The organism is Luteibacter sp. CQ10 (assembly GCF_040900725.1).
In the GTDB taxonomy this organism is placed as follows: Bacteria; Pseudomonadota; Gammaproteobacteria; order Xanthomonadales; family Rhodanobacteraceae; genus Luteibacter.
Map to the genome: position 1 here is coordinate 200,631 of NZ_JAEUYM010000005.1, position 19,840 is coordinate 220,470.

A 19,840-nucleotide genomic window follows, 5' to 3' on the forward strand; every position below is an offset into this window, starting at 1 on the left:
GCTCCTGCGTCGGGAAGATGCCGCCTACGCTATCCCTCACCCTCGTCGCGCGCGCCTGGCTAAACTGACCTCATGCGAGGCAAAACTGACATTCCCACGGTGGAAATCGGCCTGGTGCTCTACCCGGGTGCCCAGGACGCGGCCCTGCGCGGTCTCACCGACCTGTTCGCGGTCGCCGACCGTACCGTTTGCCGCGACGATGACGTACCTGCACTTCGCATCGGCCATTACGACGACGGCCGCCGCGTCTTCGACACCGCGCCGCGCGCCACCAGCGTCCTGAAGGCCCTCATCGTGCCGCCGAGCCTCGACGATCCACTGGCCGTCGGCATGCCGCCTTCCGTCGGTCCCTGGCTCAAGGCCCGGCATGCCGACGGTGCCATGCTGGCGGGCGTCTGCTCCGGCGTATTCACCCTCGGCGCGGCCGGCGTGCTGGCCGATCGCCGCGTCACGGCCCATGCCATGTACGCCGCCGAACTGGTGCGGCGCCATCCTGGCCTGCGGATGGAGCCGGATCGCGCCCTGCTGGACGATGGCGACATCCTTACCGGCGCGGGATTGATGTCATGGGCGGGCATCGGCCTGCGCATCATCGAACGTGTACTCGGCACGCAGGCGATGCGCGACACCGCGCGCTACATGCAGGTGGAACCGCCCGGCGGCGACGCACCCCGCGGCCATGTCTTCGTTCCCGACTTCGCCCATGGCGATGCGGCGGTGCTCCGCGTGCAGCATCGCCTGCACCGCGCGGGTACGCGCGGCACCGGTATCGCCGCCATGGCCGCGGAAGCCGGCCTCGGTGAGCGCACCTTCCTGCGCCGCTTCGTCAAGGCCACGGGCATGAAGCCCACCGCATATTGCCAGCACCTGCGCGTGGCCGAGGCATGCACGATGCTCGCCGCCACGCGCTGGCCGGTGGACCGCATCGCCTGGCGCGTCGGCTACGACGACACCGCGTCGTTCCGCAAGGTGTTCGTGCGCATCGTCGGCACATCGCCGACGGATTACCGTCGCGCAGCGCTCACGGCAGCGTGAGCGTCGCGACGAGCCCGCCGCCGTCGCGGTTGCCCAGCCGCAGGTCGCCGCCGATCGAACGCATCAACTGCGTTGCGATGGCCAGGCCGAGGCCGGCGCCGCCCGAATCGCGGCTGCGCGAGCCTTCCAGGCGATAGAAAGGCTGGAGCACGTCGTCGAGTTCCGCTTCGGGAATGCCCGGGCCGCGATCGGCGACCGTGATGCGCAGCGTGCCGCCCGCATCCCGCGTGCTGCCCACTTCGGCCGAACCGCCGTACTTGATCGCGTTGTCGACGAGATTGCCCAGCACGCGACGCAACGCGCGCGGTCGCACGGTGACCGCGCCTTTCGCGCTCTCCACGAGCGCGACGGGCTTGCCCATGTCCTGGTAGTCGAAGACGAGGCTTTCCAGAAAGGCGGACGGATCGATGCGCACGGGCGCCTCGTCGCCACCGTGCGCGCTACGCGCGTAGGCCACGCCTTCGCGTACGAGGTGCTCCATCTCGGCGAGATCGGCGAGCAACCGGTCGCGTTCGGCGCCGTCGTCGAGCGATTCCGCGCGCAGCCGCATGCGCGTGATGGGCGTCTGCAGATCATGCGAGATGGAGGCGAGAATGTGCAGCCGTTCTTTCAGGTACTTGCCGATGCGATCCTGCATGGCGTTGAACGCGACGGCGGCCTGCGCGACTTCGGTCGGCCCGTCCTCGGGCAGTCGCCGCGCATCGACGGTCGGCGTCAGCCGCTCCGCGGCGCGGGCCAGGTCGGCCAGCGGACGCGTCGCGAAGCGCACGGCGAGCCACGCGCAACCCAGCAGCAAGACCATCTGCAGGACGAACACCACCGGCAGCCAGTCGGCGACGGTCGGCGGGTGCGGTATCACCTCGAGCGTGAGCGGCGAACCGTCGTGCAGCGTGAGGTGCACCTGGTAACGCTCCGGCGACATGGACACCGTCTCCGCATGCACGCCATACGACGGACCCACCTCGCGCGCGATACGCCGCGTGACCTCCTTCGACCTCGGCGTGGCCAGCGGCTCGCCCATTTCGCCAGGGCCGAGGATGAAACGGTAGTTGTCGCGTTCGACGCGGCCCAACCAGCGCGATCGCTCGGCGGCCGGCAGCCGGTCGAGGAAGGCCACCGACGTACCCACGTCGTGTTCGAGCGTGTCGAGCATCACCGTGATGGCCCGCTGGTAGCTTTCGTAGGCCATGAGGGCGCCCGCCATGGCGTACGCAAGCAGGAGCCCCGAGACGATGATGAGATAGAGCCGCGAGGTCATGCTGCGGGGCAGCCACCTCCGAAACGCGTTCACGGGGCGTCGCCGTTGACGCTGACCGGCATGCTGAAGACGTACCCTTCGCTGCGCACCGTCTTGATGTAAGCCTGCTCTTTCGCGTCGTCCTGGAGACGCTGGCGCAGGCGGCTCACCATGAGGTCGATGGAACGGTCGAACAGCTCGGCGTCGCGCCCCTGGGTAAGGTTGAGCAACTGGTCGCGGGAGAGGATGCGTTGCGGATGGTCGAGGAACACGCGCAGCAGGCGGAACTCCGCGCCGCTGAGCGCCACCACGGTGCCGTCTTCGTCGAGCAGGTGGCGTGCCGTGGTATCCAGGCGCCAACGGCCGAACGCGAGGATGTCGGTGGTTTCGGTAATGCGCAGGTTGGGCGGCAGCATGCGCGTGCGACGGATCACCGCCTTGATGCGCGCGAGCAATTCGCGCGGGGAGAACGGCTTGGTGAGGTAATCGTCCGCGCCCATTTCCAGGCCGATGATGCGGTCGGTCTCGTCGTCGCGCGCGGTGAGCAGCAGGACGGGGACGGCGCGATGCTTGCCGCTGCGCAGGTTGCGGCACAGCACCAGGCCGTCGTCGCCGGGCATCATGACGTCGAGCACGATCAGGTCGAAGGCCGAGGTGTCGAGCTGGGCCATCATCTCGCGCCCCTCCGCCGCGGCGGTGGCGCGCAAACCGTTCTTGCGCAGGTAGTCGACGACGCCGGTGCGGATGCCGTGGTCGTCGTCGACGACGAGGATGTGGTCGATGTGTTCCAAGCGCTTAGCCCCTTTCCAGCAGTGCGCGCACGTGCGCCTCGGTCTCGTCGTAGTTTCCCTCGCCCACGTGCCGATAGACAATGCGGCCGTCGCGGTCGATGAGGTAAAGCGCCGGCCAGAACCGGTTTCCGAACGCGTTCCAGGTGTGCTGGCCATTGTCCACGGCCACCGGCCAGTCGATGCCGAGCTTGCGGATGGCGGCGGCGACGCGTACGGGATCGCGCTCTTCCTCGTATTCGGGCGTATGCACGCCGACCACCACCAGGCCGTCGTTCTTGTAGCGGTCGTAGAGCGCCTTCGTATGGGGCAGCACGTGAAGGCAGTTGATGCAGCCGTGTGTCCAGAACTCCACCAGCACCACCTTGCCGCGCAGGCCTTTCAGGGTGAGGGGCGGCGAGTTGAACCAGCGGTCGATGCCGGCGAATTCAGGGGCGGGAACGGCGTTGGCGGACGTGGCGACGGCTTCGGCACCGCGCGGTGACGGCCAGGACGCGATCAACGCGATGAACAGCGCCAGCAGGGTGATGCAGATACGTAGGGAAGGCATGGGGGGAGGGTCTCCTGGGGGATGTCACCCAGTAGACGATTCGTGCGTATCCGGGGGATTTCCGGCCTCCACGCTTTTTGTATCGATGTGTATCCGTCGCCCCGCCCCGCGGTGAATCGCTGGATTTCTGCGTACGCAGGAATGAAGAACGGCAAGATTTCGATCCGTCGCTCCTGCGCACGCAGGAGCCCAGCGCCGGGCATCCGCGCAGGCGATAACGCCCCATCGGCTTTGTATCCAAACGTGTACGCCCCTGTCGGCGACACGTTTCGATGCCTTTCGGCCGTCCCGGCGACACAGCCCGGATACGCCGCCGCGGTCTGATGTGTCCACCGACACCCCACACAGGACACCGCCACCATGGCCCAGATCGAAAAAGTTCTCTACACCGGCAAAACCCGCACGACGGGAGGCCGCGACGGCAAGGCAAGCAGTTCGGACGGCCGCCTGGACATCGCCCTCTCCTCGCCGGGCTCCAGCGGCGCCGGCACCAACCCCGAACAGCTCTTCGCCGCTGGCTGGTCCGCCTGCTTCATTGGCGCGATGGGCCTGGCGGCCCGCGATCGCCAGCTGACCCTGCCGGCCGGTACGGCGGTGGACGCCGAAGTGGACCTCGGCACGGGCGACAACGGCTATGCCCTGCAAGCGCGGCTCACCGTCAGCCTTCCCGACCTCGACCGCGACGTGGCCCGGGCCATCGTCGAGCAGGCCCACCGCACCTGCCCGTACTCGAAGGCCACCCGCGGAAACATCGACGTGCAGGTCGCCCTCGCCTGACGGCCGTTTGCCTTGCCCCGCCGCCGGCCCGAGCCGGCGGCACATCCCGCCTCTTTCCGCACAACGCAAAGGACATCCCATGCGCAAGCTTCTCTTTCTCGCCCTCACACTCGGCAGCGCGTCGGCCGCGGTCGCCGCCGACGCCGCCACCCCGCCGGGCATCCACAACGTGGTCATCGTGCCGGGCGCCTTCGTCGACGGTTCGGGCTGGCGCGGCGTGTACGACATCCTCGCCCGCAAGGGCTATCACGTGACCGTGGTGCAGACCCGCGCGGAGAACCTCGCCGACGATGTCGCGCAGACCGACAAGGCCGTTCGTCGACAGGATGGCCCGGTGGTGCTGGTCGGCCACAGTTATGGCGGCGCCGTCATCACCCAGGCCGGCAGCCGCGACACGGTAAAGGCACTGGTCTACGTCTCGGCCGTGGTACCCGACGTGGGCGAAAGCCTCGGGAAGCTGGTCGGTTCGATGCCCGCCGCCGGCGACGCGGACGACATCCAGCCCACCAGCGACGGCCACCTGTATTTCAATCCGGCCAAGTTCGCCAAAGACTTCGCCGCCGACGTGCCCAAGGGACTCACCGACTTCATGGCGATCTCGCAGGTACCCGCCGCCAAGGCGGCGTTCGACGCCACCGCGCCGGTGGCCGCGTGGCACGACAAGCCCTCCTGGGCCGTCGTGTCCAGGAAGGATCACGCACTCAACCCGGATCTCGAGCGCTGGATGTACAAGCGCGCCGGTTCGAAGGTGACCGAGATCGAGGCCAGCCACGTCGTCTATATCTCGCAACCCGCGAAGGTCGCCGCGGTGATCGAGGACGCCGCGACGAAGGCAAGGTAAGCCCGCCGATGCGGCCCGGGTCGGAGCGGCCGAAACGCGCCGACCCGAGGTCTCTCAGCGTGCGACGTAGCCGCGCTCTTCCATGACCACGGCGATCGCCGCTTCGGCCTGGGCGAACACCTGGGCCAGCGGCTGAGCGGCGTCGATGTCGACGATGCGCGCGCCGCTGAACGTCAGCAGGGGCGTGACCGCGATTTTTCGCGCAAGCGCCTCTCGGCGATGATCGGGCTTGCGCCGGCACGCGGTGTCGAGATCGACGTTGAGGCGCAAGACCAGGTCGGGGCGATGGCTGGCCATCCAGGCGAACGCGGCGTGCTCGTGCCTGGCGAGTCGGACCACGAGCGGCGACCCCGTCGAGGTCTCCGGAAAACCGGGGCCGTCGTAGGCCCCCGGGACCTCCACCTGGGGAAAGCGGTCGGTGACGACGATGAGGCCCTGCCGGCGCAGCGCCAGCATGCGTTTGAAGCGGCGCTTGCGGCGCAGCGTGAACAGGCTGATGACCAGCGCGGGCAGCAGCTTGGGCTGCCGGTCGGCCTTGATCTGCTTATTTACGTCCTTGACCTTGCGCTCGATGAGGCGCTCGGTGACCCCGCCGATCAACGGCAGCCGCCCCAGCGCACGAAGGACGTTGCCCGATTGCTTGCCCAGATGGACCCGGCCCGCGGGCCCATAACGGGTGATCCAGGTGGCGATGTGGTCGCCGACGGTCGATTTTCCCGACCCGTCGGTACCGATGATGGCGATCAGAGGAGCCAAGGCGTCAGGCTGTGCCCGCATTGCTGTTATCCGCACGAAATGTGAAAGGCGCTTGAAAGACCGATGACACGCACCAACTAACGTGCCCGGTGCATGACCGCATGAAAGTGAAGATCCTGTGAGATCTTACGTAGACGAGCACGTCCACGCGGGCTTAACATTGCAATTATATTACGCAACAGGTTATTTTCGTTGGTTTCCTTCTCGCCCCTTTCCGACGGCCCGCGCGTGCTGCCCGTCATCGCCCTTACCGGGTGCGATGGCTCGGGCAAGTCGACGCTCGCCTCCGCGCTGGTCTCACACCTGGGTGAGAAGGCGTCGACCGAGCAGCTCTACCTCGGCCAGTCGTCGGGAAAGATCGGCGACTGGATCCGCGACCTGCCACTGATCGGCCCGCCGGTGGGGCGTTACCTCGGGCGCAAGTCCGACCGCGTGCATGAGCGCCCCAGCGAGCCGCCGGGCGCGGTGACCGCCCTGGCGATCTACCTCCTGTCGCGTTGGCGTGCGCATAAGTACCGCCGCATGCTGGCGATGTGCCGGCGCGGCGCGCTGGTGATCACCGACCGCTACCCGCAGGCCGAAATCCCCGGCTTCCTGTTCGACGGCCCTGAGCTGGCGAAGACGCAAGGCGGTTCCTGGTGGGTGCGCTGGCTGCGCGAGCGCGAGCTGAAGCTCTACCGCTGGATGGCCACCGGCGTGCCGATGCTGGTGATCCGGCTCAACGTCGACGAGGCGACTGCCCACGCGCGCAAGCCCGACCACAAGCTCGCCTCGCTGCGAAAGAAGATCGCGGCGATTCCCCACCTCACCTTCAACGGCGCCCGTATCCTCGACCTCGACGGTCGCGACGATGCGGCCCACGTGCTCGATGCGTCGCTGCGCGCGGTGCACGGCGCCCTCGAGGCAACGCCCGCATGAACACCCACACCGCCATGCCGCCGCCCATCTCGGGGCTGGTCGCCGTCGTCGGCTGCGACGGCACCGGCAAATCCACGCTCACCCACGACCTGGCCCGCAACCTGGGCCGGCACGCGCGCGTGGAGCGGCGTTACCTGGGCCTGATCTCCGGCGAGAACGGCGACAAGATCAAGCGCCTGCCGCTGATCGGCCCTCGCCTGGAACGCCGCCTCGCCGCCAAGGCCGCGCATGCGCAGGACATGCGCAACAAGGCGCCGGGCCCCTGGGGCGCGCTGGTGATGTACGGCTTGTCGCTCTGGCGCGCGGCGCACCTGCGCAAGGTTCGCCGCATGGCCGAGCGTGGCGTGCTGGTCATCACCGATCGCTACCCGCAGGCCGAGATCAACGGGTTCCGCTACGACGGCCCGGGCCTGGGCGAGCGCAGCGACCACTGGCTGGTGCGCAAGCTGGCGGCGCGCGAAAAGCGCCTGTACGAGCGCATGGCGCGGCATCGGCCCGCACTGGTCATCAAGCTCGACATCGATCTGTCTACCGCGCATGCGCGCAAGCCCGACCACAACCCGGCCGAGCTGAGCGACAAGATCGCCGTGATGTCGCGCCTGAAGTACAACGGCGCCCCGTTGTTCGAATTGGACACCCGCGCGCCGTACGCCGACGTGCTGGAAAGAGCATCGCTTGCCGTGATCGCGGCGATGCCCACGCTTTCATCCCTCGCCAACGCGGCCGCATGAGCGCGCCTGTCGCGCCGTCACCGCCACTTTCATCGTCAGGGCTACCGTGAACACCACCGTTTCCACCACACCGCAAGCACCGCTATGGCGCCGCCTGCTGATCCGGGGCGGCAAGCACTTCCTGCGCTGGAGCGGCCGTTTCCAGGACAGGCACTCACTGGCCCCCACCACGCCCGTGATCGGCAACGAGCAGTTCGCCTGGGTGCCGCAGCTGGAAAGCGCCTGGCCGCGGATCCGGGCCGAGCTCGACCACCTGCTCGAACACCCCGAGGACATCCCCGCCTTCCACCAGATCTCGCCCGACCAGAAACGTATCTCCAAGGGCGACAACTGGAAGACGTTCGGCTTCTACGTCTACGGCAAGCGCGTGGACGAGAACTGCGCGCTCTGCCCGGAGACGGCCGCGGTGCTCGACGCGCTGCCGGGCATGCGCAGCGCGATGTTCTCGATTCTCCAGCCGCGCTATCGCATCGCCCCGCACAAGGGCCCGACCAAGGCCGTGATCCGCGCGCACCTGGGCCTGAAGGTGCCGGCCGACCGGGAAAACGTCTGGATCCGTGTCGACGACCAGATCCTGCACTGGGACGAGGGCAAGGTCGTGCTTTTCGACGACAGCTACGAGCACGAGGTCCACAACGACACCGACGAGCTGCGCGCCGTGCTGTTCATCGATATCGACCGTCCGATGGACCGGATCGGAACGGCGTTCAACCGATTGATTTTCTGGCTGATTCAGGCAAGCCCCTATGTGCGGCAGCCGATCAGGAACCTCGCCAAGTGGAATCGCGACCGCGGCCGGTGAGGGCCTTCTCCAAGCCTTCACGTTTGTATATGCGAACGGAGGCAAACCCTCACGATTTCCTGAGGAAATTCTTAACATCCGCCCCAATTAAGGTACCATTGGGTTCAGTAATCGCCTTGCCACGCCGCGGTGATCTCCCCGTAACGTGAAATCCGCATCGAACGAAAAAGACCATGAGCGCAGACGGAAGCATTTCGACCCGTAGCGGGTCCGCGACTCCCACGATCAACACGGTGCCTCTGCGACGCGGGGATTTTTCCACGCTGTCCGAGGCCCTGGACTACGCCGCCACGGGCGTCACCGGCGCGAACTTCCACGCCGGTGGCAAGCTCGTCGCGGCCGTGCCGTACCGCCTCCTGCGCGCGCAGGCGATGACGCTGGCCAGGCGCCTGCTCTCGCTGGACCTTCCGCGCGGCGCGTGCGTGGCCATCGTGGCGGAAACCACGCCGGACTTCCTGCGCTTCTTCTTTGCCTGCCAATACGCGGGCCTGGTTCCCGTCGCGCTGCCGTCGGCCATCAACCTGGGTGGCCACGACGCCTTCGTGCACAAGCTCCACGGCATGCTCGAGGCGTGTCGCGCCGCGGTCGTCGTGGCGTCGGACGCGTACCAGGGCTTTCTCGAAGAAGCCGTGCGCGGCCTCGACGTGGTGATGTGGGGCGAGCCGGCCGCGTTCGAAGCCCTGCCCTCGCAGGCCAAGGCGCTCACGCCCATCGGCCCGGACGAGATCGCCTACCTGCAGTTCACCTCGGGCAGCACCGGCACGCCGAAGGCCGCCGTGATCACCGAGCGCGCCCTGATGGCGAACCTGCGCGGCTCGATCGACGATGGCCTCGCGTTGCGCGAGGACGATCGCTTCGTGTCGTGGTTGCCCTTCTATCACGACATGGGCCTGGTCGGTTGCCTGCTCACCGTGCTCGGCGCGCAGCGCTCCATCGATTACCTCGACACGCGCGAGTTCGCGATGCGTCCTCGCCGCTGGCTGGAACTGATGAGCGAGTCGAAGGCGACCGTCGCCTACAGCCCGCCGTTCGGCTATGAGATGTGCTCGCGTCGCGTGCGCCCCGGCGACATCGCCTCGTACGACCTCTCGCGCTGGCGCATCGCCGGCGTCGGCGCCGAGCCCATCCTGCCGACCGTGCTGACGCAGTTCGCCGAGCTGCTCGCACCGGCGGGTTTCGACGCCCGCGCGTTCGTACCCTCCTATGGCATGGCCGAGGCCTCGCTGGCGGTCAGCTTCGCGCCGCTGGACGGCGGCATGGTGGTCGACTGGATCGACCCGGCCGACCTCGCCGATCGCCTGCTCGCCACCCCGGTGGCCGAAGGCCAGGGCACCGCTTTCGTGCGTTGCGGTGGCGTCATCGCGGGGCATGATCTGGAAATCCGCGACGACGCGGGCCGCGTGCTGCCCGAGCGTCACGTCGGCCGCATCCTGGTTCGCGGGCCGAGCCTCATGTCGGCGTACTTCGAGCAGCCGGAACTGACCGCCGACGTGCTGACGGGCGACGGCTGGCTCGACACCGGCGACATCGGCTACCTCGTGGACGGAGAAGTCGTCATCACGGGCCGCCACAAGGACATGATCATCGTCAACGGACGCAACATCTGGCCGCAGGACATCGAGCGCATCGTCGAGCGCCAGCCGGAGCTGCGCTCGCAGGACGCCTCCGCGTTCAGCGTGCCCGGCCCGACCGGTGGCGAGATGGCCGTGGTGGTGGTGCAGTGCGCGTCCAACGACCCGACGGTGCGCGCCACGCTCGTGCAGCGCATCCGTCGCGAGCTGCTGGAAGAGCTCGCGGTCGACTGCCTCATCGAACTGGTGCCGCGGCATACGCTGCCGCGCACCTCGTCCGGCAAGCTTTCCCGCTCGGCCACGCGCACCGGTTACCTCGCACGGCAGGCGCAGGAGCCGCCTCTCCGGGTCGTGGGTTCCAGATGAACCACGCGCCGGGCAGGGCATCCACCGTTATCGCGCTGACCGGTGCCACGGGCTTCATCGGTAACGCGTTGCGCGAGCGGCTGCTGGCCGCCGGCCATGCCGTGCGCGCGCTCTACCGCCCGCGCCGGGGCCGCGTGATGCCGCAGGCACCCGGGCTCACCTGGGTGGCGGGCGACCTCGCCGACCGCGACGCCCTGGCCGCGCTCGTGAACGGCGCGACGGCGGTGGTGCATTGCGCGGGTAACGTGCGCGGCGCGCGCCGCGACGATTTCGACCTCGTCAACGAAAAGGGCGTGGCCGACATCGTGCAGGCCGCACGCGGCACCACCGGGTGCGACCGTTTCCTGCTGATCTCGTCGTTGGCGGCGCGCGAGCCGCAGTTGTCGGACTATGCGCGAAGCAAGCGGCTGGGCGAGCAGGCCCTCCAGGCCCACGCCGGGCACCTCACCTGGGTCGCGCTCCGGCCGCCCGCCGTGTACGGTCCGGGCGACCGCGAGATGCTCCCGCTCTTCGAAGGCATGGCACGCGGACTGGCGCCGATCCCCGGCGACGGCCGCGGCCGGTTCTCGATGATCCACGTCGCCGACCTGGCCTCGGCCGTGGTGGCATGGCTGGCCGTCGAAAGCGAATCGGGTGCCATCCACGAACTGCACGACGGCCATGCCCGCGGCTACGACTGGGACACGGTGCTCGCCACGGCATCGCGCGTGCTGCGCGACGGCGCGCGCATTCGCCGCTTGCGCATCCCCACGCCCTGCCTGCGCGCCGTCGCCGGCGTCAACCTGCTGGCGGCGCGCCTCTTCGGCTACGCGCCCATGCTGACGCCGGGCAAGGTGCGCGAGATCACGCACGCCGACTGGACGTGCGACAACGCTGATTTTGTACAAGCGACCGGGTGGCAACCCGCGATCGGTTTCGCCGAAGGGCTGGCGCAAACGTTCGGCAAGCCACCCGTCGCACTGAACGGAGTGTCCCAATGAATTATCAAGACGTGGTCGCGCAGCTGGTGCAGCTCGTCACTCCGCTGGCCGAGGGTCGCGTGGCGAACATCGGCGAAAAGACCGAACTGACCGGCGAACTGGCCCTGGATTCGCTCCGGGTGATGGACCTCATGATGGCGGTCGAGGATCATTTCGACATTTCCGTGCCGGTGAACGCGCTGGCCAACGTCAAGGTCGTGGGCGACCTCGCGTCGCTTATCCAGAAATTCGTAGGTTGAGTGCATGAAAGAGAATTCCAGGCTCCAGGCGGTACAGAGCGTTCGCCAGGAGTTGGCCGCCATCGGGATCGATCCGTTCGGCGTGCAGATCGACGAGATCCTCTCGCCTACCCGGGGTTTGATCCGCGGCAAGGAGGTCATCCTCGCGGGCACGAACAACTACCTCGGCCTGACCTTCGACCCGGACTGCGTCGCCGCCGCGCGCGAGGCCTTGGAAAGTGCCGGTACCGGCACCACCGGCTCGCGCATGGCCAACGGCAGCTACGCGTCGCATCGTGAGCTCGAGCTGGAGCTGGCGCGTTTCTACGGCAAGCGCGACGCCATCGTGTTCTCGACCGGCTACCAGGCCAACCTGGGCATGATCTCGGCCCTGGCCGGCCCCGGCGATACCGTGATGATCGACGCCGACAGCCATGCGAGCATCTACGACGGCTGCCGTCTGGCCGGCGCGGAGACCATCCGCTTTCGCCACAACGATCCGGACGACCTCGCCAAGCGCATGCGCCGGCTCAAGGACAAGGCCGCCGACGCGCTGATCGTGGTCGAAGGCGTCTACAGCATGCTCGGCGACCGCGCGCCGCTGCGCGAGTTCGTCGAGGTCAAGAAGCAATTCGGCGCCACCCTGCTGGTCGACGAGGCCCATTCCATGGGCGTGCTCGGCGCGAAGGGACGCGGCCTCGCCGAAGAGGCGGGCGTGCTGGACGACGTCGACTACGTGGTCGGCACCTTCAGCAAAAGCCTGGGCAACACGGGCGGCTTCTGCGTGGGCGATACCGACGAGATGGAGCTGCTGCGCTACGCCAGCCGCCCCTACGTGTTCACCGCCTCGCTGCCGCCGGCGACCATCGCGGCCACGCGCGCGGCGTTGCGCAAACTCGAGAAAGCCGACGACCTGCGCCAGCGCATCCAGGCGAACGCGCAGCGCCTGCACGACGGCCTGAGCAAGCTCGGTTTCCGCCTGGGCGCCCCGGCCAACGCGGTGGTGGCGGTGCTGGCCGGCGAGAAGGTGGAAGCGCTGCGTTTCTGGGCCCACCTGCTGGATAGCGGCGTGTACGTGAACCTGATGGTGCCGCCGGCCACGCCCAGCGACGAATCGTTGCTCCGTTGCAGCGTCAGCGCGGCGCATACGCCCGAACAGATCGACGCCATCTGCGCGGCCTTCGCCAGCTGGCCCGGCGCGGGAAGATGAAGCACTGGTTCTCCGATGGTGCGTTTCGCGCCATCGTGCGCAACGCCTCCTACCTCGGCTCCAGCAACCTCGTCAGCGCCCTCCTGGGGCTGCTGGCGCTGGCCTGCGCCGGTCGCGCGATGGACCCGGCGCTGTTCGGCACGTTGGTGGTGGTGCAGGCCTACGCCAAGAGCGTGAGCGACTTCGCCAAGTTCCAGACCTGGCAGTTCGTAGTGCAGTTCGGCACCCCGGCGCTGACGCGCCGCGACCTCGACCGCTTCCGCGACGTGGCCGGCTTCTCTTTCGGCCTGGACCTCGCCAGCGGCGTCATCGCCCTCGTCGGCGGCATGATCCTGTTGCCGTTGCTCGGCCATGCCGTCGGCATCAAGCCCACCGATTTCTGGTGGGCGCTGGGCTACTGCACGCTGATCCCCACCATGACCGCGGCCACGCCGACGGGCATCCTGCGCGCGATCGACCGCTTCGACCTGATCGCCGTGCAGCAGGCGGTGACGCCGTTCCTGCGCGCCGTGGGCAGCGTGATCGCCTACTTCGGCGACCTCGGCTTCCCCGGCTTCATCGCCACCTGGTACGTGTCCAGCCTCGTCGGCGACGGCGCGTTGTGGTGGTTCGCCGTACGCGAACTGCGCCGGCAGAACATCGACCGTGCGCTTCGCCCCGGGCTCTTCGGTGTGGCCCGGCGCATCCAGGGCGCGTGGGATTTCGTCTGGACCACCAACTTCGCCCACTCGATCTGGTCGGCGCGCAACGCCGGCAGCAACGTGCTGGTCGGCATCATGCTCGGCCCCACCGCGGCCGGCCTGTTCAAGGTGGCCCTCACCTTCTTCGACGCCGCGGGCACGCCCGCCTCGCTCATGCAGAAGAGCTTCTATCCGGAGATCCGCCGCCTCGACCCGGCGAGCGACCGCCCGTGGAAGCTCGGCCTGCGCTCGGCGGCCCTGGCCGGCGGTCTCGGCGTGCTGGTGGCGCTGCTGGTGATCGTCGTGGGCAAGCCGCTCATCGCCTCGGTGTTCGGCCACGAGTACCTGGAGTCGTACGCGCTGCTCCAGGTGATGTCCGCCGCACTGGTCGTTTCCATGGCCGGGTTCCCGCTGGAATCGCTGCTCTACATCGCGGGCCGCCAGCGCGCCGCGCTGGTGGCGCAAGCGCTCGCCGCCGTGCTCTACGCACTGCTGCTCATCGCGCTCACCCATTACGTCGGCATCATGGGTGCCGCCATCGCCTACTTCGGCGGCCAGTGCCTGGAAGCGTTCTTCTCGCTGGTTCCCACCCTCACGGCTTATCGCCGGCGGCATGCGCTTTCGTACTACGCCCCGGGGGAGGCGGGCCCATGAACGGCGTGTATGGCGGTCTTCGCTGGCAGCGCTTCCCGAGGGAAACCCTCCGGCGCCTGTTCGATGCGGTGGATACGGACGACGTGGTCGATGCCCACGTCGCCCTGCCCGACCCCATCGTGCTGTCGTGCCCGCGCGACCAGATCGAGCGCTGCTACGCGCTGTGCCTGCAGTTCTGGCACGACGGCGTGCACCGCAAGGAGCTGCTGCAGCTGGTCGACAAGCTGCTGCGCAACGAAGGCCTCAGCGCGGACGAGCGGATGCTCTACAAGTACATCCGTGCGCGTTACAAGCACCTGCGCTTCGCCCAGCGTCTTTATGGCAAGCGCCATCGCTCGGGACTGGTGTTCGACTTCACCACGCGCGTGATGGGCCACCTGCAGGATGCCTTCCGCAGCGGTCGCCGCGCCGGCGTGCTGCGTCACGGGCGGCGCCTGAAGCTGCTGCTCTCGCGCCCAGTGTGGATCATGGTCAAACGAGGGCTCGAACAGATCGAGCTCGACGACGAGGCAGGGTTCATCGCCCACCAGCGAGCGGAAATGCGCCGGCTGAAGAAGGCCATGGAACGCACGCACTTCGCCGGCCACCAGTTCCACACGGTGCGCAAGATCGTCAGCATGCAGGTGTCGTATTACGACACGGTGCGCTCGATCGCGCCGGAGGAACATGCCTTGCGCATGTCGCGATTCCTCGCCGCGATCAACGGCCTGATGGGCGCGCGCCACGACGAGATGGTGGCCGAGTCGCTGTCGGGTCGCCGCAGTTACGACACGCCCGCCCCGCTGACCACGCAGATGCGCTCGCGACTCGAGGCGTTGGTGGCGCGTTATCCGTTTTAGCGAACGCGCGTCATCGCTCGCACGAGCGCAAGGCGCTGGGTTCCTGCGTGCGCAGGAACGACGTGAGGTGGTGTTGTACGTGGCGGCAAGCGTGTAGCTCCTCGGGTTCCTGCGTACGGGGGTGGGCTTGCGGTTCGAGTCACTAGCGGCTCGTTATCCGCTTTAGCGAACGCGCGTCGTCGCTCGTACGGGCGCAAGGCGACAACACCCCATGCGGCTTCATGGGATGACAGACAACGCGACGGCATTCTGCTACGTTCACACCGTTGCCTGCGCTGCGCCGCAGGCAACCATCGCACGAAGCGGTGAAGCGTGACCCCGGCGTGCTGACACACGCCGAGGCCACTAACCCAAACAACTTACTGAGAGTTGATTGAGCTATGGCAAATTCTACGCCATCCCCCCGCCCGCCGCTTCCCCGTGGCGACACCCTCGACGGTTACCGGGTCGTCTGGACCTTCCCCAGACGCGGTTGACGAACCGCGGCGTCTCGCCGTGTTCCTGAGCATTTACTCAGCCGTGCAACCCGGCGCGTCACGCCGCACCCCACTTCCCAACCATCCTTCCGGCGCCCGGTCACGGGCAGGCCGACGAGCGCTCATCGCTCGCGCGATGCGTTCCTCGTGGCACGTCGTGTTCGCACGGCGTGCCACACCTCATGCGGACATCAAGCCATGAATGAAGACACCGATACCACGGTCGACACCTTGCTCAACGAAGCCGGCGAATACCTTCAGTACGCGCAAGGCGTGGTCGATCTGTTGATCGAGCGCACCACTGAAATCGAGTTGTGTGATCGACGGCAGACCTTGCTGGCACTGGGTGCCGTGAGCGTGCTGGTCAAGCTCGGCTCGCAATCGGCGATGCAGGCCCATAGCCGCTGGCAAATGCACTGAACCGTCCTACCGAAGAGGGCGGGAGGCCATCTCATGACCGATACGATGCAGATGAACTGAATCCCCTACCGAAGGGGTGGGAGCGGACCGTGTCCGCGAACCCTCAGGCTCACCGGCGGGCGAATGAGGCATTGCGACGATCGGGCGGGCGCTTATCGCTCGCACGATCACCCCATAGCCTCACTCGCTTGAGTCACGCTGAGGGTTCGCGGACACGGTCCGCTCCCACCCCGTTCGCCTCCTCGGAAGGCGACATGTCTCGTGACCGATACGCCGCTGGCGTGCTATGAATTTTGGTCGGAGTCGTAATCGCAAGGAGTGGCATGAAGCCATGGTGTTGGCGCCTCGGGATGGCCGTGGGTGGCCTGGGCGCGGGGGTGGTATCCCCTTATCTCGCGGGCGCGTCGATGCTGTACGCCGTCGACCTGCCCTTGTCGGACCTGCGCATGGGTCGGGTATTCGACTACTGGGCGGTGCTGGAGCAACCCGACTTCGCCCCGTTCGCGTGGCGCATGCGTGTATCCAGCATCGCGGGCGCCTTGCCCGCGCCCCTCCTTTGGCTGGTGGGCGTGATTCGCACATGGCGACAGGCGTTTCCCGCACCACCGATATCGCGATTCGAGCCGCTGACGGATGTCCCGTGCCCTGCGCGGCAAGGCGTCGTGCTGTCGCGCCGGAAGATCACGGCCGCCTCGGTCCTGGTGACCTCGACGAGTGGATTCGACACGACCCTCCGCCCCACGCTGCGCCGGATGCGCGGCGCCTCGCTTTACGTGGGCGCGCGGGCGGCCCAGCGTGGCACGGTAGCCCGCTTCGCGCCATTCGGTGAGGGTTTGCGCTGGAACCCTTTCACCGAAGCATGGACACCGGATCGGCTACGCCGCGATGTGCTGCAAAGCCTGGCGCAGCGCTGGTTCCCGCCGGAAGATCAGGATTCGCGATTGCTCGCCAGCCACCTATGCCAGGCGTTCGTGGCCCTGGTCGGCGTGGTGGACGACATACTCCGCGAGGCGAAAGCCGGTCTTCCTCCGACACCGGGTGATGTGTATCGATTTGCCGAGGTACTGGATCGCGCCGAGCCTCGCCCTGTACTCGACGCCATGGCGTCGTTGCCGATGCTGTCGCCCGCGACGCGCGAAGGATTGCAATCGTGGCGTTCCCTCGACGAGGCCGCACTCGGGCAGGTGTGCTCCGGACTGATCCGAATATTGAGAGTTTTCGGAGATACGACGGTGGACGCCGCCACGCGCGGCAACGACTTTGCCCACATCGATCTCACGACCACGCCGATGTGGTTCGAGGTACCCAAAGGCTCCGAGCAGGCCATCGCACCTCTGCTCGACGCGTTCCTGGCCCGGTGGCGACATCGAACCCGCGACCTCGACGATGCGTGGTTCGTGATCGACACAGTCGACGCCTACAGCCGCTTACCGACACTCTTGGACGGTGGCATGCGGTGCCTCGCCACCGTGCGGCGCCTGTCCCGCCTCCGCCGCCGCTACGGCCGCGACATGCCGCACGTGTGGAAACGGTTCCCCTGCGTGGTGCTGCCGCGCGACAGCCACTTCAACGAGGATGACGAAAACGCACTGTCGGACTATCACCGGGCGTACCGGCCACGCGACTACCGCTACACGCCGGTTCGCGCCAACGACTTCGCCCACGTGCACGACGGCGACCAACTCGTCCTCACTCCATCGAACACGATCCCGGTGCGCTGCCGCGTGCCGAAAACCCCGCCCCCGCTCATCGCTACCTCATCCGGCTCACATCAAGGAGAAGCCATGGCCTTTCCCCAACCCCTCGCCGCCGTGCTGGCGTCCCTCGTGGCGACGGCCGACATGCCTCCACCTAGCGCAATCGCTGTCGAACCGCTCGTGGTTCGAGAGGATCGCCGCGGCAACCCGTTGCCGGTGCCACTGGTGATGTCGACGTTCGGTCCGCACCGGTTCCGGTTTCCGCAGAATCTGTATGACAACGGCCAGTCGGGCCAAGATCGACCGGGCGAGGCCACTACGCTGTCCGTGCAGTGGCCGTCCCTGGAACCGCTGCCCATGGGCGTCGATTATCACGACACGACGGAGACGTTCATCTCCAGGATAACCATCGACGTCAGCTACATCGACAAGCTGACGGACGTGCAATACCGCCATTTACTGTCTCGCCATATCCGCCCCCCTGACCCGAGCGACCCCGTCCAGGCTTCCGATCCCGATCGGAACCTGGGTTTGCGCATCAAGTCGACACCGGCATACGGCCTGATCCCGTATCTGGCGGATTTCGACAAGCTGAAGGTCTACTACCAGCGCATTCACGACTCCGCCTATCCCGCCGCGGATCCGAGAGGTAATCAAGATTGGTATCTGCACTTCGATGGCGACGGCAATCCGAAGACGGTCATCAAGTGCGACTCCCGCTTTCTTCCGGACGGAAGCCGCATCGTCGGTGGCAAGCTCGTCGATGCGATCGACGAAGACGGGAGATCGATTTGCGATCACCATTTCCTGATACCCGAATACAAGATTGCGGTATGGATGACCTATTCGCGGACCGTGCTTTTCGACTGGCGACGCATCGAAGATCACGTGCGCTCGGTCATGAAGACATCGCAGATCCGATAGACGGCATAGGGAGGTGAGTCATGAATGACAAGGACATGGAGATTCTTCGGTACTATGCCCAAAGGCGAAATCGCGAGCTTTACTGGAATTACCTCGCCAGACTGCCCAACAACGATGGCTACGGATCTCTTGCGCTCGGCGTTGTCAGGAACGACAACATGCCCGGCGCAACGGCAAATGCTTATGCACAGAGTTACGCAAAGGACCACAATGGGAAAGTCCTAAGCGAACGAGAATGGGATGACTTCGGTGTCGACCTGATGCAGCGCGACCTTTCTTTCAGGCAGATTCATTGGAAAAACGGGCAAGCCAACCTTGCGCTTAATCTGCCAGCATCGGAGGTCAAGCGCGCCCATGATGAAGCGTTCGATCATGCGGAAATCGACCCCAACGCCTGGACACCCCGCAAGCTCCTCGAAGCTGCCCATCGGCGCGACCAAGACAAAGCCGCGTGCCGCGCCGAGCTCGGCCTGCCTCCCTCGGACGAAAAGACCGAAGTGGAGGAGCTCTGGTCGACCATGCTCGACAATGGCTATCTCGGCATCGTTCGCGCGGGAAAGACCCTGGGTCGGAGCGGCGTTGATTGGTTCACGTCGCCTCATGAGCAAACGGGCTACGTCACCGACATGGGCAGCGCCTATCTCAAGGCCGCGCAGGAGCGCTCTTACGCCCGTCCGTACATCATCGGCGGCAACGAAAATTTCTTCATGCGCGAGCGCAACGGCCAATGGGTGGAGGTCGAACAGCTGCACACGGCCATCGGCTCGGAAACCGTCTACAAGGACGTCACGGAGCCCGAGATCGTCAGGCGACTCGAAGACACCTACCAGCTCAGGCTGGAGCGTGAAGCGGCACGCGAGGCATGGCACCCGGACGATCCGGCGGTGCTCCAGAAATCACCCCAGCCGTTGGCCGATCAAACGCCGCGCGCCACCTTCCCGAAGCCCGGCGACGATCCGGTCTACGCCAGCATCCGCCTCCAGCTTCCGCTGGAGGTCTCCGACGACAAGGCGGCCGAGGTGGCAGCGAAAGTGCGCGGGATCGGCGTGCATCGCGAGGACGCGCTGAGGTCCGTGGACATCGACGATGGCAACATCGTCTGCCGCGGCGTTCGACCGGGTGCGGAAATAGCGGTGCCGATGGACACGCACTCGCCGCCGAAGGAGGAAAGCATGGAGCTCGCCGCGCAGAGCGATGCATCGATGCTGCAGCAAATGCAGGCGATGGAGATGCAGCAGGCGCAGCAGATGGCGATGCAGCGCAGTGGGCCGGTCATGAGTATGTAAACGGCATCGCGCGCCGCTCTGCTACCGAAGGGGTGGGAGCGGACCGTGTCCGCGAACCCTCAGGCTTACCGACAGGCGAATGAG

19 protein-coding genes are annotated in these 19,840 nt (G+C 66.9%); 15 read left to right on the top strand and 4 right to left on the bottom strand.

Annotation, left to right across the window (positions count from 1 at the left end; all coding sequences use genetic code 11):
- Positions 1 to 72: 72 nt before the first annotated feature.
- Positions 73 to 1,035 (top strand): GlxA family transcriptional regulator, encoded by a 963-nt coding sequence (locus JNG39_RS18415; protein ID WP_368313436.1) that lies wholly within the window; start codon positions 73 to 75, stop codon positions 1,033 to 1,035.
- Here JNG39_RS18415 and JNG39_RS18420 read toward each other — a convergent pair.
- The 3 genes from JNG39_RS18420 to JNG39_RS18430 are packed head-to-tail and all read right to left on the bottom strand — an operon-like array spanning position 1,022 to position 3,610.
- Positions 1,022 to 2,293 carry a sensor histidine kinase gene (locus tag JNG39_RS18420; RefSeq protein WP_368313437.1) on the bottom strand — a complete coding sequence of 424 codons (1,272 nt, stop codon included), beginning with the start codon at positions 2,291 to 2,293 and terminating at the stop codon, positions 1,022 to 1,024. The genes JNG39_RS18415 and JNG39_RS18420 overlap by 14 nt on opposite strands.
- A gap of 29 nt (positions 2,294 to 2,322) precedes the next feature.
- Positions 2,323 to 3,063, bottom strand: a complete 741-nt coding sequence (locus tag JNG39_RS18425) for a response regulator (RefSeq protein WP_368313438.1) — start codon at positions 3,061 to 3,063, stop codon at positions 2,323 to 2,325.
- Between the two features lie 4 nt (positions 3,064 to 3,067).
- A complete protein-coding gene (locus tag JNG39_RS18430; protein ID WP_368313439.1) occupies positions 3,068 to 3,610 on the bottom strand; it encodes a redoxin family protein in 543 nt (180 codons plus the stop codon).
- A gap of 360 nt (positions 3,611 to 3,970) precedes the next feature.
- Here JNG39_RS18430 and JNG39_RS18435 point away from each other — a divergent pair, with 360 nt between their 5' ends.
- Together JNG39_RS18435 and JNG39_RS18440 are read left to right on the top strand one after the other, a co-directional pair.
- On the top strand, positions 3,971 to 4,387 hold the full coding sequence (locus JNG39_RS18435) for an organic hydroperoxide resistance protein (protein WP_368313440.1): 417 nt from the start codon (positions 3,971 to 3,973) through the stop codon (positions 4,385 to 4,387).
- Positions 4,388 to 4,466: 79 nt separating this feature from the next.
- Positions 4,467 to 5,228, top strand: coding sequence for an alpha/beta fold hydrolase (locus JNG39_RS18440; RefSeq protein WP_368313441.1), 762 nt, complete (start codon positions 4,467 to 4,469; stop codon positions 5,226 to 5,228).
- Positions 5,229 to 5,282: 54 nt separating this feature from the next.
- Here JNG39_RS18440 and JNG39_RS18445 read toward each other — a convergent pair whose 3' ends face one another.
- A complete protein-coding gene (locus JNG39_RS18445; RefSeq protein ID WP_368313442.1) occupies positions 5,283 to 6,005 on the bottom strand; it encodes a hypothetical protein in 723 nt (240 codons plus the stop codon).
- A gap of 171 nt (positions 6,006 to 6,176) precedes the next feature.
- On the opposite strand from JNG39_RS18445, the gene JNG39_RS18450 reads away from it, so the two are divergent.
- The 12 genes from JNG39_RS18450 (at position 6,177) to JNG39_RS18505 (ending at position 19,756) form a co-directional block, all read left to right on the top strand.
- Entirely contained in the window at positions 6,177 to 6,902 is a 726-nt protein-coding gene (locus tag JNG39_RS18450; RefSeq protein WP_368313443.1) for a hypothetical protein, read from the top strand.
- On the top strand, positions 6,899 to 7,633 hold the full coding sequence (locus JNG39_RS18455; RefSeq protein ID WP_368313444.1) for a hypothetical protein: 735 nt from the start codon (positions 6,899 to 6,901) through the stop codon (positions 7,631 to 7,633). Before JNG39_RS18450 ends, JNG39_RS18455 begins: the two co-directional genes overlap by 4 nt.
- A gap of 46 nt (positions 7,634 to 7,679) precedes the next feature.
- The gene (locus JNG39_RS18460; RefSeq protein WP_368313445.1) at positions 7,680 to 8,435 is read left to right on the top strand and encodes an aspartyl/asparaginyl beta-hydroxylase domain-containing protein; all 756 of its coding nucleotides are present in this window, start codon (positions 7,680 to 7,682) and stop codon (positions 8,433 to 8,435) included.
- A 173-nt stretch (positions 8,436 to 8,608) separates the two neighbouring features.
- Entirely contained in the window at positions 8,609 to 10,372 is a 1,764-nt protein-coding gene (locus tag JNG39_RS18465) for a fatty acyl-AMP ligase (RefSeq protein WP_368313446.1), read from the top strand.
- Positions 10,369 to 11,352: an NAD-dependent epimerase/dehydratase family protein gene (locus JNG39_RS18470; RefSeq protein WP_368313447.1), complete on the top strand. Its 984-nt coding sequence runs from the start codon at positions 10,369 to 10,371 to the stop codon at positions 11,350 to 11,352. The genes JNG39_RS18465 and JNG39_RS18470 overlap by 4 nt, the downstream gene beginning before the upstream one ends.
- Positions 11,349 to 11,591, top strand: a complete 243-nt coding sequence (locus JNG39_RS18475; protein ID WP_368313448.1) for an acyl carrier protein — start codon at positions 11,349 to 11,351, stop codon at positions 11,589 to 11,591. The genes JNG39_RS18470 and JNG39_RS18475 overlap by 4 nt, the downstream gene beginning before the upstream one ends.
- 4 nt (positions 11,592 to 11,595) lie before the next feature.
- Entirely contained in the window at positions 11,596 to 12,780 is a 1,185-nt protein-coding gene (locus JNG39_RS18480) for an aminotransferase class I/II-fold pyridoxal phosphate-dependent enzyme (RefSeq protein ID WP_368313449.1), read from the top strand.
- Positions 12,777 to 14,114, top strand: coding sequence for a lipopolysaccharide biosynthesis protein (locus tag JNG39_RS18485; protein ID WP_368313450.1), 1,338 nt, complete (start codon positions 12,777 to 12,779; stop codon positions 14,112 to 14,114). The genes JNG39_RS18480 and JNG39_RS18485 overlap by 4 nt, the downstream gene beginning before the upstream one ends.
- Positions 14,111 to 14,953 (top strand): hypothetical protein, encoded by an 843-nt coding sequence (locus JNG39_RS18490; protein WP_368313451.1) that lies wholly within the window; start codon positions 14,111 to 14,113, stop codon positions 14,951 to 14,953. The genes JNG39_RS18485 and JNG39_RS18490 overlap by 4 nt, the downstream gene beginning before the upstream one ends.
- 674 nt (positions 14,954 to 15,627) lie before the next feature.
- A complete protein-coding gene (locus JNG39_RS18495; protein ID WP_368313452.1) occupies positions 15,628 to 15,849 on the top strand; it encodes a hypothetical protein in 222 nt (73 codons plus the stop codon).
- Positions 15,850 to 16,280: 431 nt separating this feature from the next.
- The gene (locus tag JNG39_RS18500; RefSeq protein ID WP_368313453.1) at positions 16,281 to 18,470 is read left to right on the top strand and encodes a hypothetical protein; all 2,190 of its coding nucleotides are present in this window, start codon (positions 16,281 to 16,283) and stop codon (positions 18,468 to 18,470) included.
- Positions 18,471 to 18,490: 20 nt separating this feature from the next.
- Complete coding sequence (locus tag JNG39_RS18505; protein WP_368313454.1) at positions 18,491 to 19,756, top strand: hypothetical protein; 1,266 nt, start codon at positions 18,491 to 18,493, stop codon at positions 19,754 to 19,756.
- Positions 19,757 to 19,840: the final 84 nt, after the last annotated feature.

Excerpts from the sequence above, each read along its gene's own strand:
- JNG39_RS18415 (WP_368313436.1), top strand. The coding sequence starts at position 73 with ATGCGAGGCAAAACTGACATTCCCACGGTGGAAATCGGCCTGGTGCTC.
- JNG39_RS18420 (WP_368313437.1), bottom strand. The coding sequence starts at position 2,293 with ATGACCTCGCGGCTCTATCTCATCATCGTCTCGGGGCTCCTGCTTGCG.
- JNG39_RS18430 (WP_368313439.1), bottom strand. The coding sequence starts at position 3,610 with ATGCCTTCCCTACGTATCTGCATCACCCTGCTGGCGCTGTTCATCGCG.
- JNG39_RS18435 (WP_368313440.1), top strand. The coding sequence starts at position 3,971 with ATGGCCCAGATCGAAAAAGTTCTCTACACCGGCAAAACCCGCACGACG.
- JNG39_RS18440 (WP_368313441.1), top strand. The coding sequence starts at position 4,467 with ATGCGCAAGCTTCTCTTTCTCGCCCTCACACTCGGCAGCGCGTCGGCC.
- JNG39_RS18445 (WP_368313442.1), bottom strand. The coding sequence starts at position 6,005 with ATGCGGGCACAGCCTGACGCCTTGGCTCCTCTGATCGCCATCATCGGT.
- JNG39_RS18455 (WP_368313444.1), top strand. The coding sequence starts at position 6,899 with ATGAACACCCACACCGCCATGCCGCCGCCCATCTCGGGGCTGGTCGCC.
- JNG39_RS18465 (WP_368313446.1), top strand. The coding sequence starts at position 8,609 with ATGAGCGCAGACGGAAGCATTTCGACCCGTAGCGGGTCCGCGACTCCC.
- JNG39_RS18470 (WP_368313447.1), top strand. The coding sequence starts at position 10,369 with ATGAACCACGCGCCGGGCAGGGCATCCACCGTTATCGCGCTGACCGGT.
- JNG39_RS18475 (WP_368313448.1), top strand. The coding sequence starts at position 11,349 with ATGAATTATCAAGACGTGGTCGCGCAGCTGGTGCAGCTCGTCACTCCG.
- JNG39_RS18480 (WP_368313449.1), top strand. The coding sequence starts at position 11,596 with ATGAAAGAGAATTCCAGGCTCCAGGCGGTACAGAGCGTTCGCCAGGAG.
- JNG39_RS18485 (WP_368313450.1), top strand. The coding sequence starts at position 12,777 with ATGAAGCACTGGTTCTCCGATGGTGCGTTTCGCGCCATCGTGCGCAAC.
- JNG39_RS18490 (WP_368313451.1), top strand. The coding sequence starts at position 14,111 with ATGAACGGCGTGTATGGCGGTCTTCGCTGGCAGCGCTTCCCGAGGGAA.
- JNG39_RS18495 (WP_368313452.1), top strand. The coding sequence starts at position 15,628 with ATGAATGAAGACACCGATACCACGGTCGACACCTTGCTCAACGAAGCC.
- JNG39_RS18505 (WP_368313454.1), top strand. The coding sequence starts at position 18,491 with ATGAATGACAAGGACATGGAGATTCTTCGGTACTATGCCCAAAGGCGA.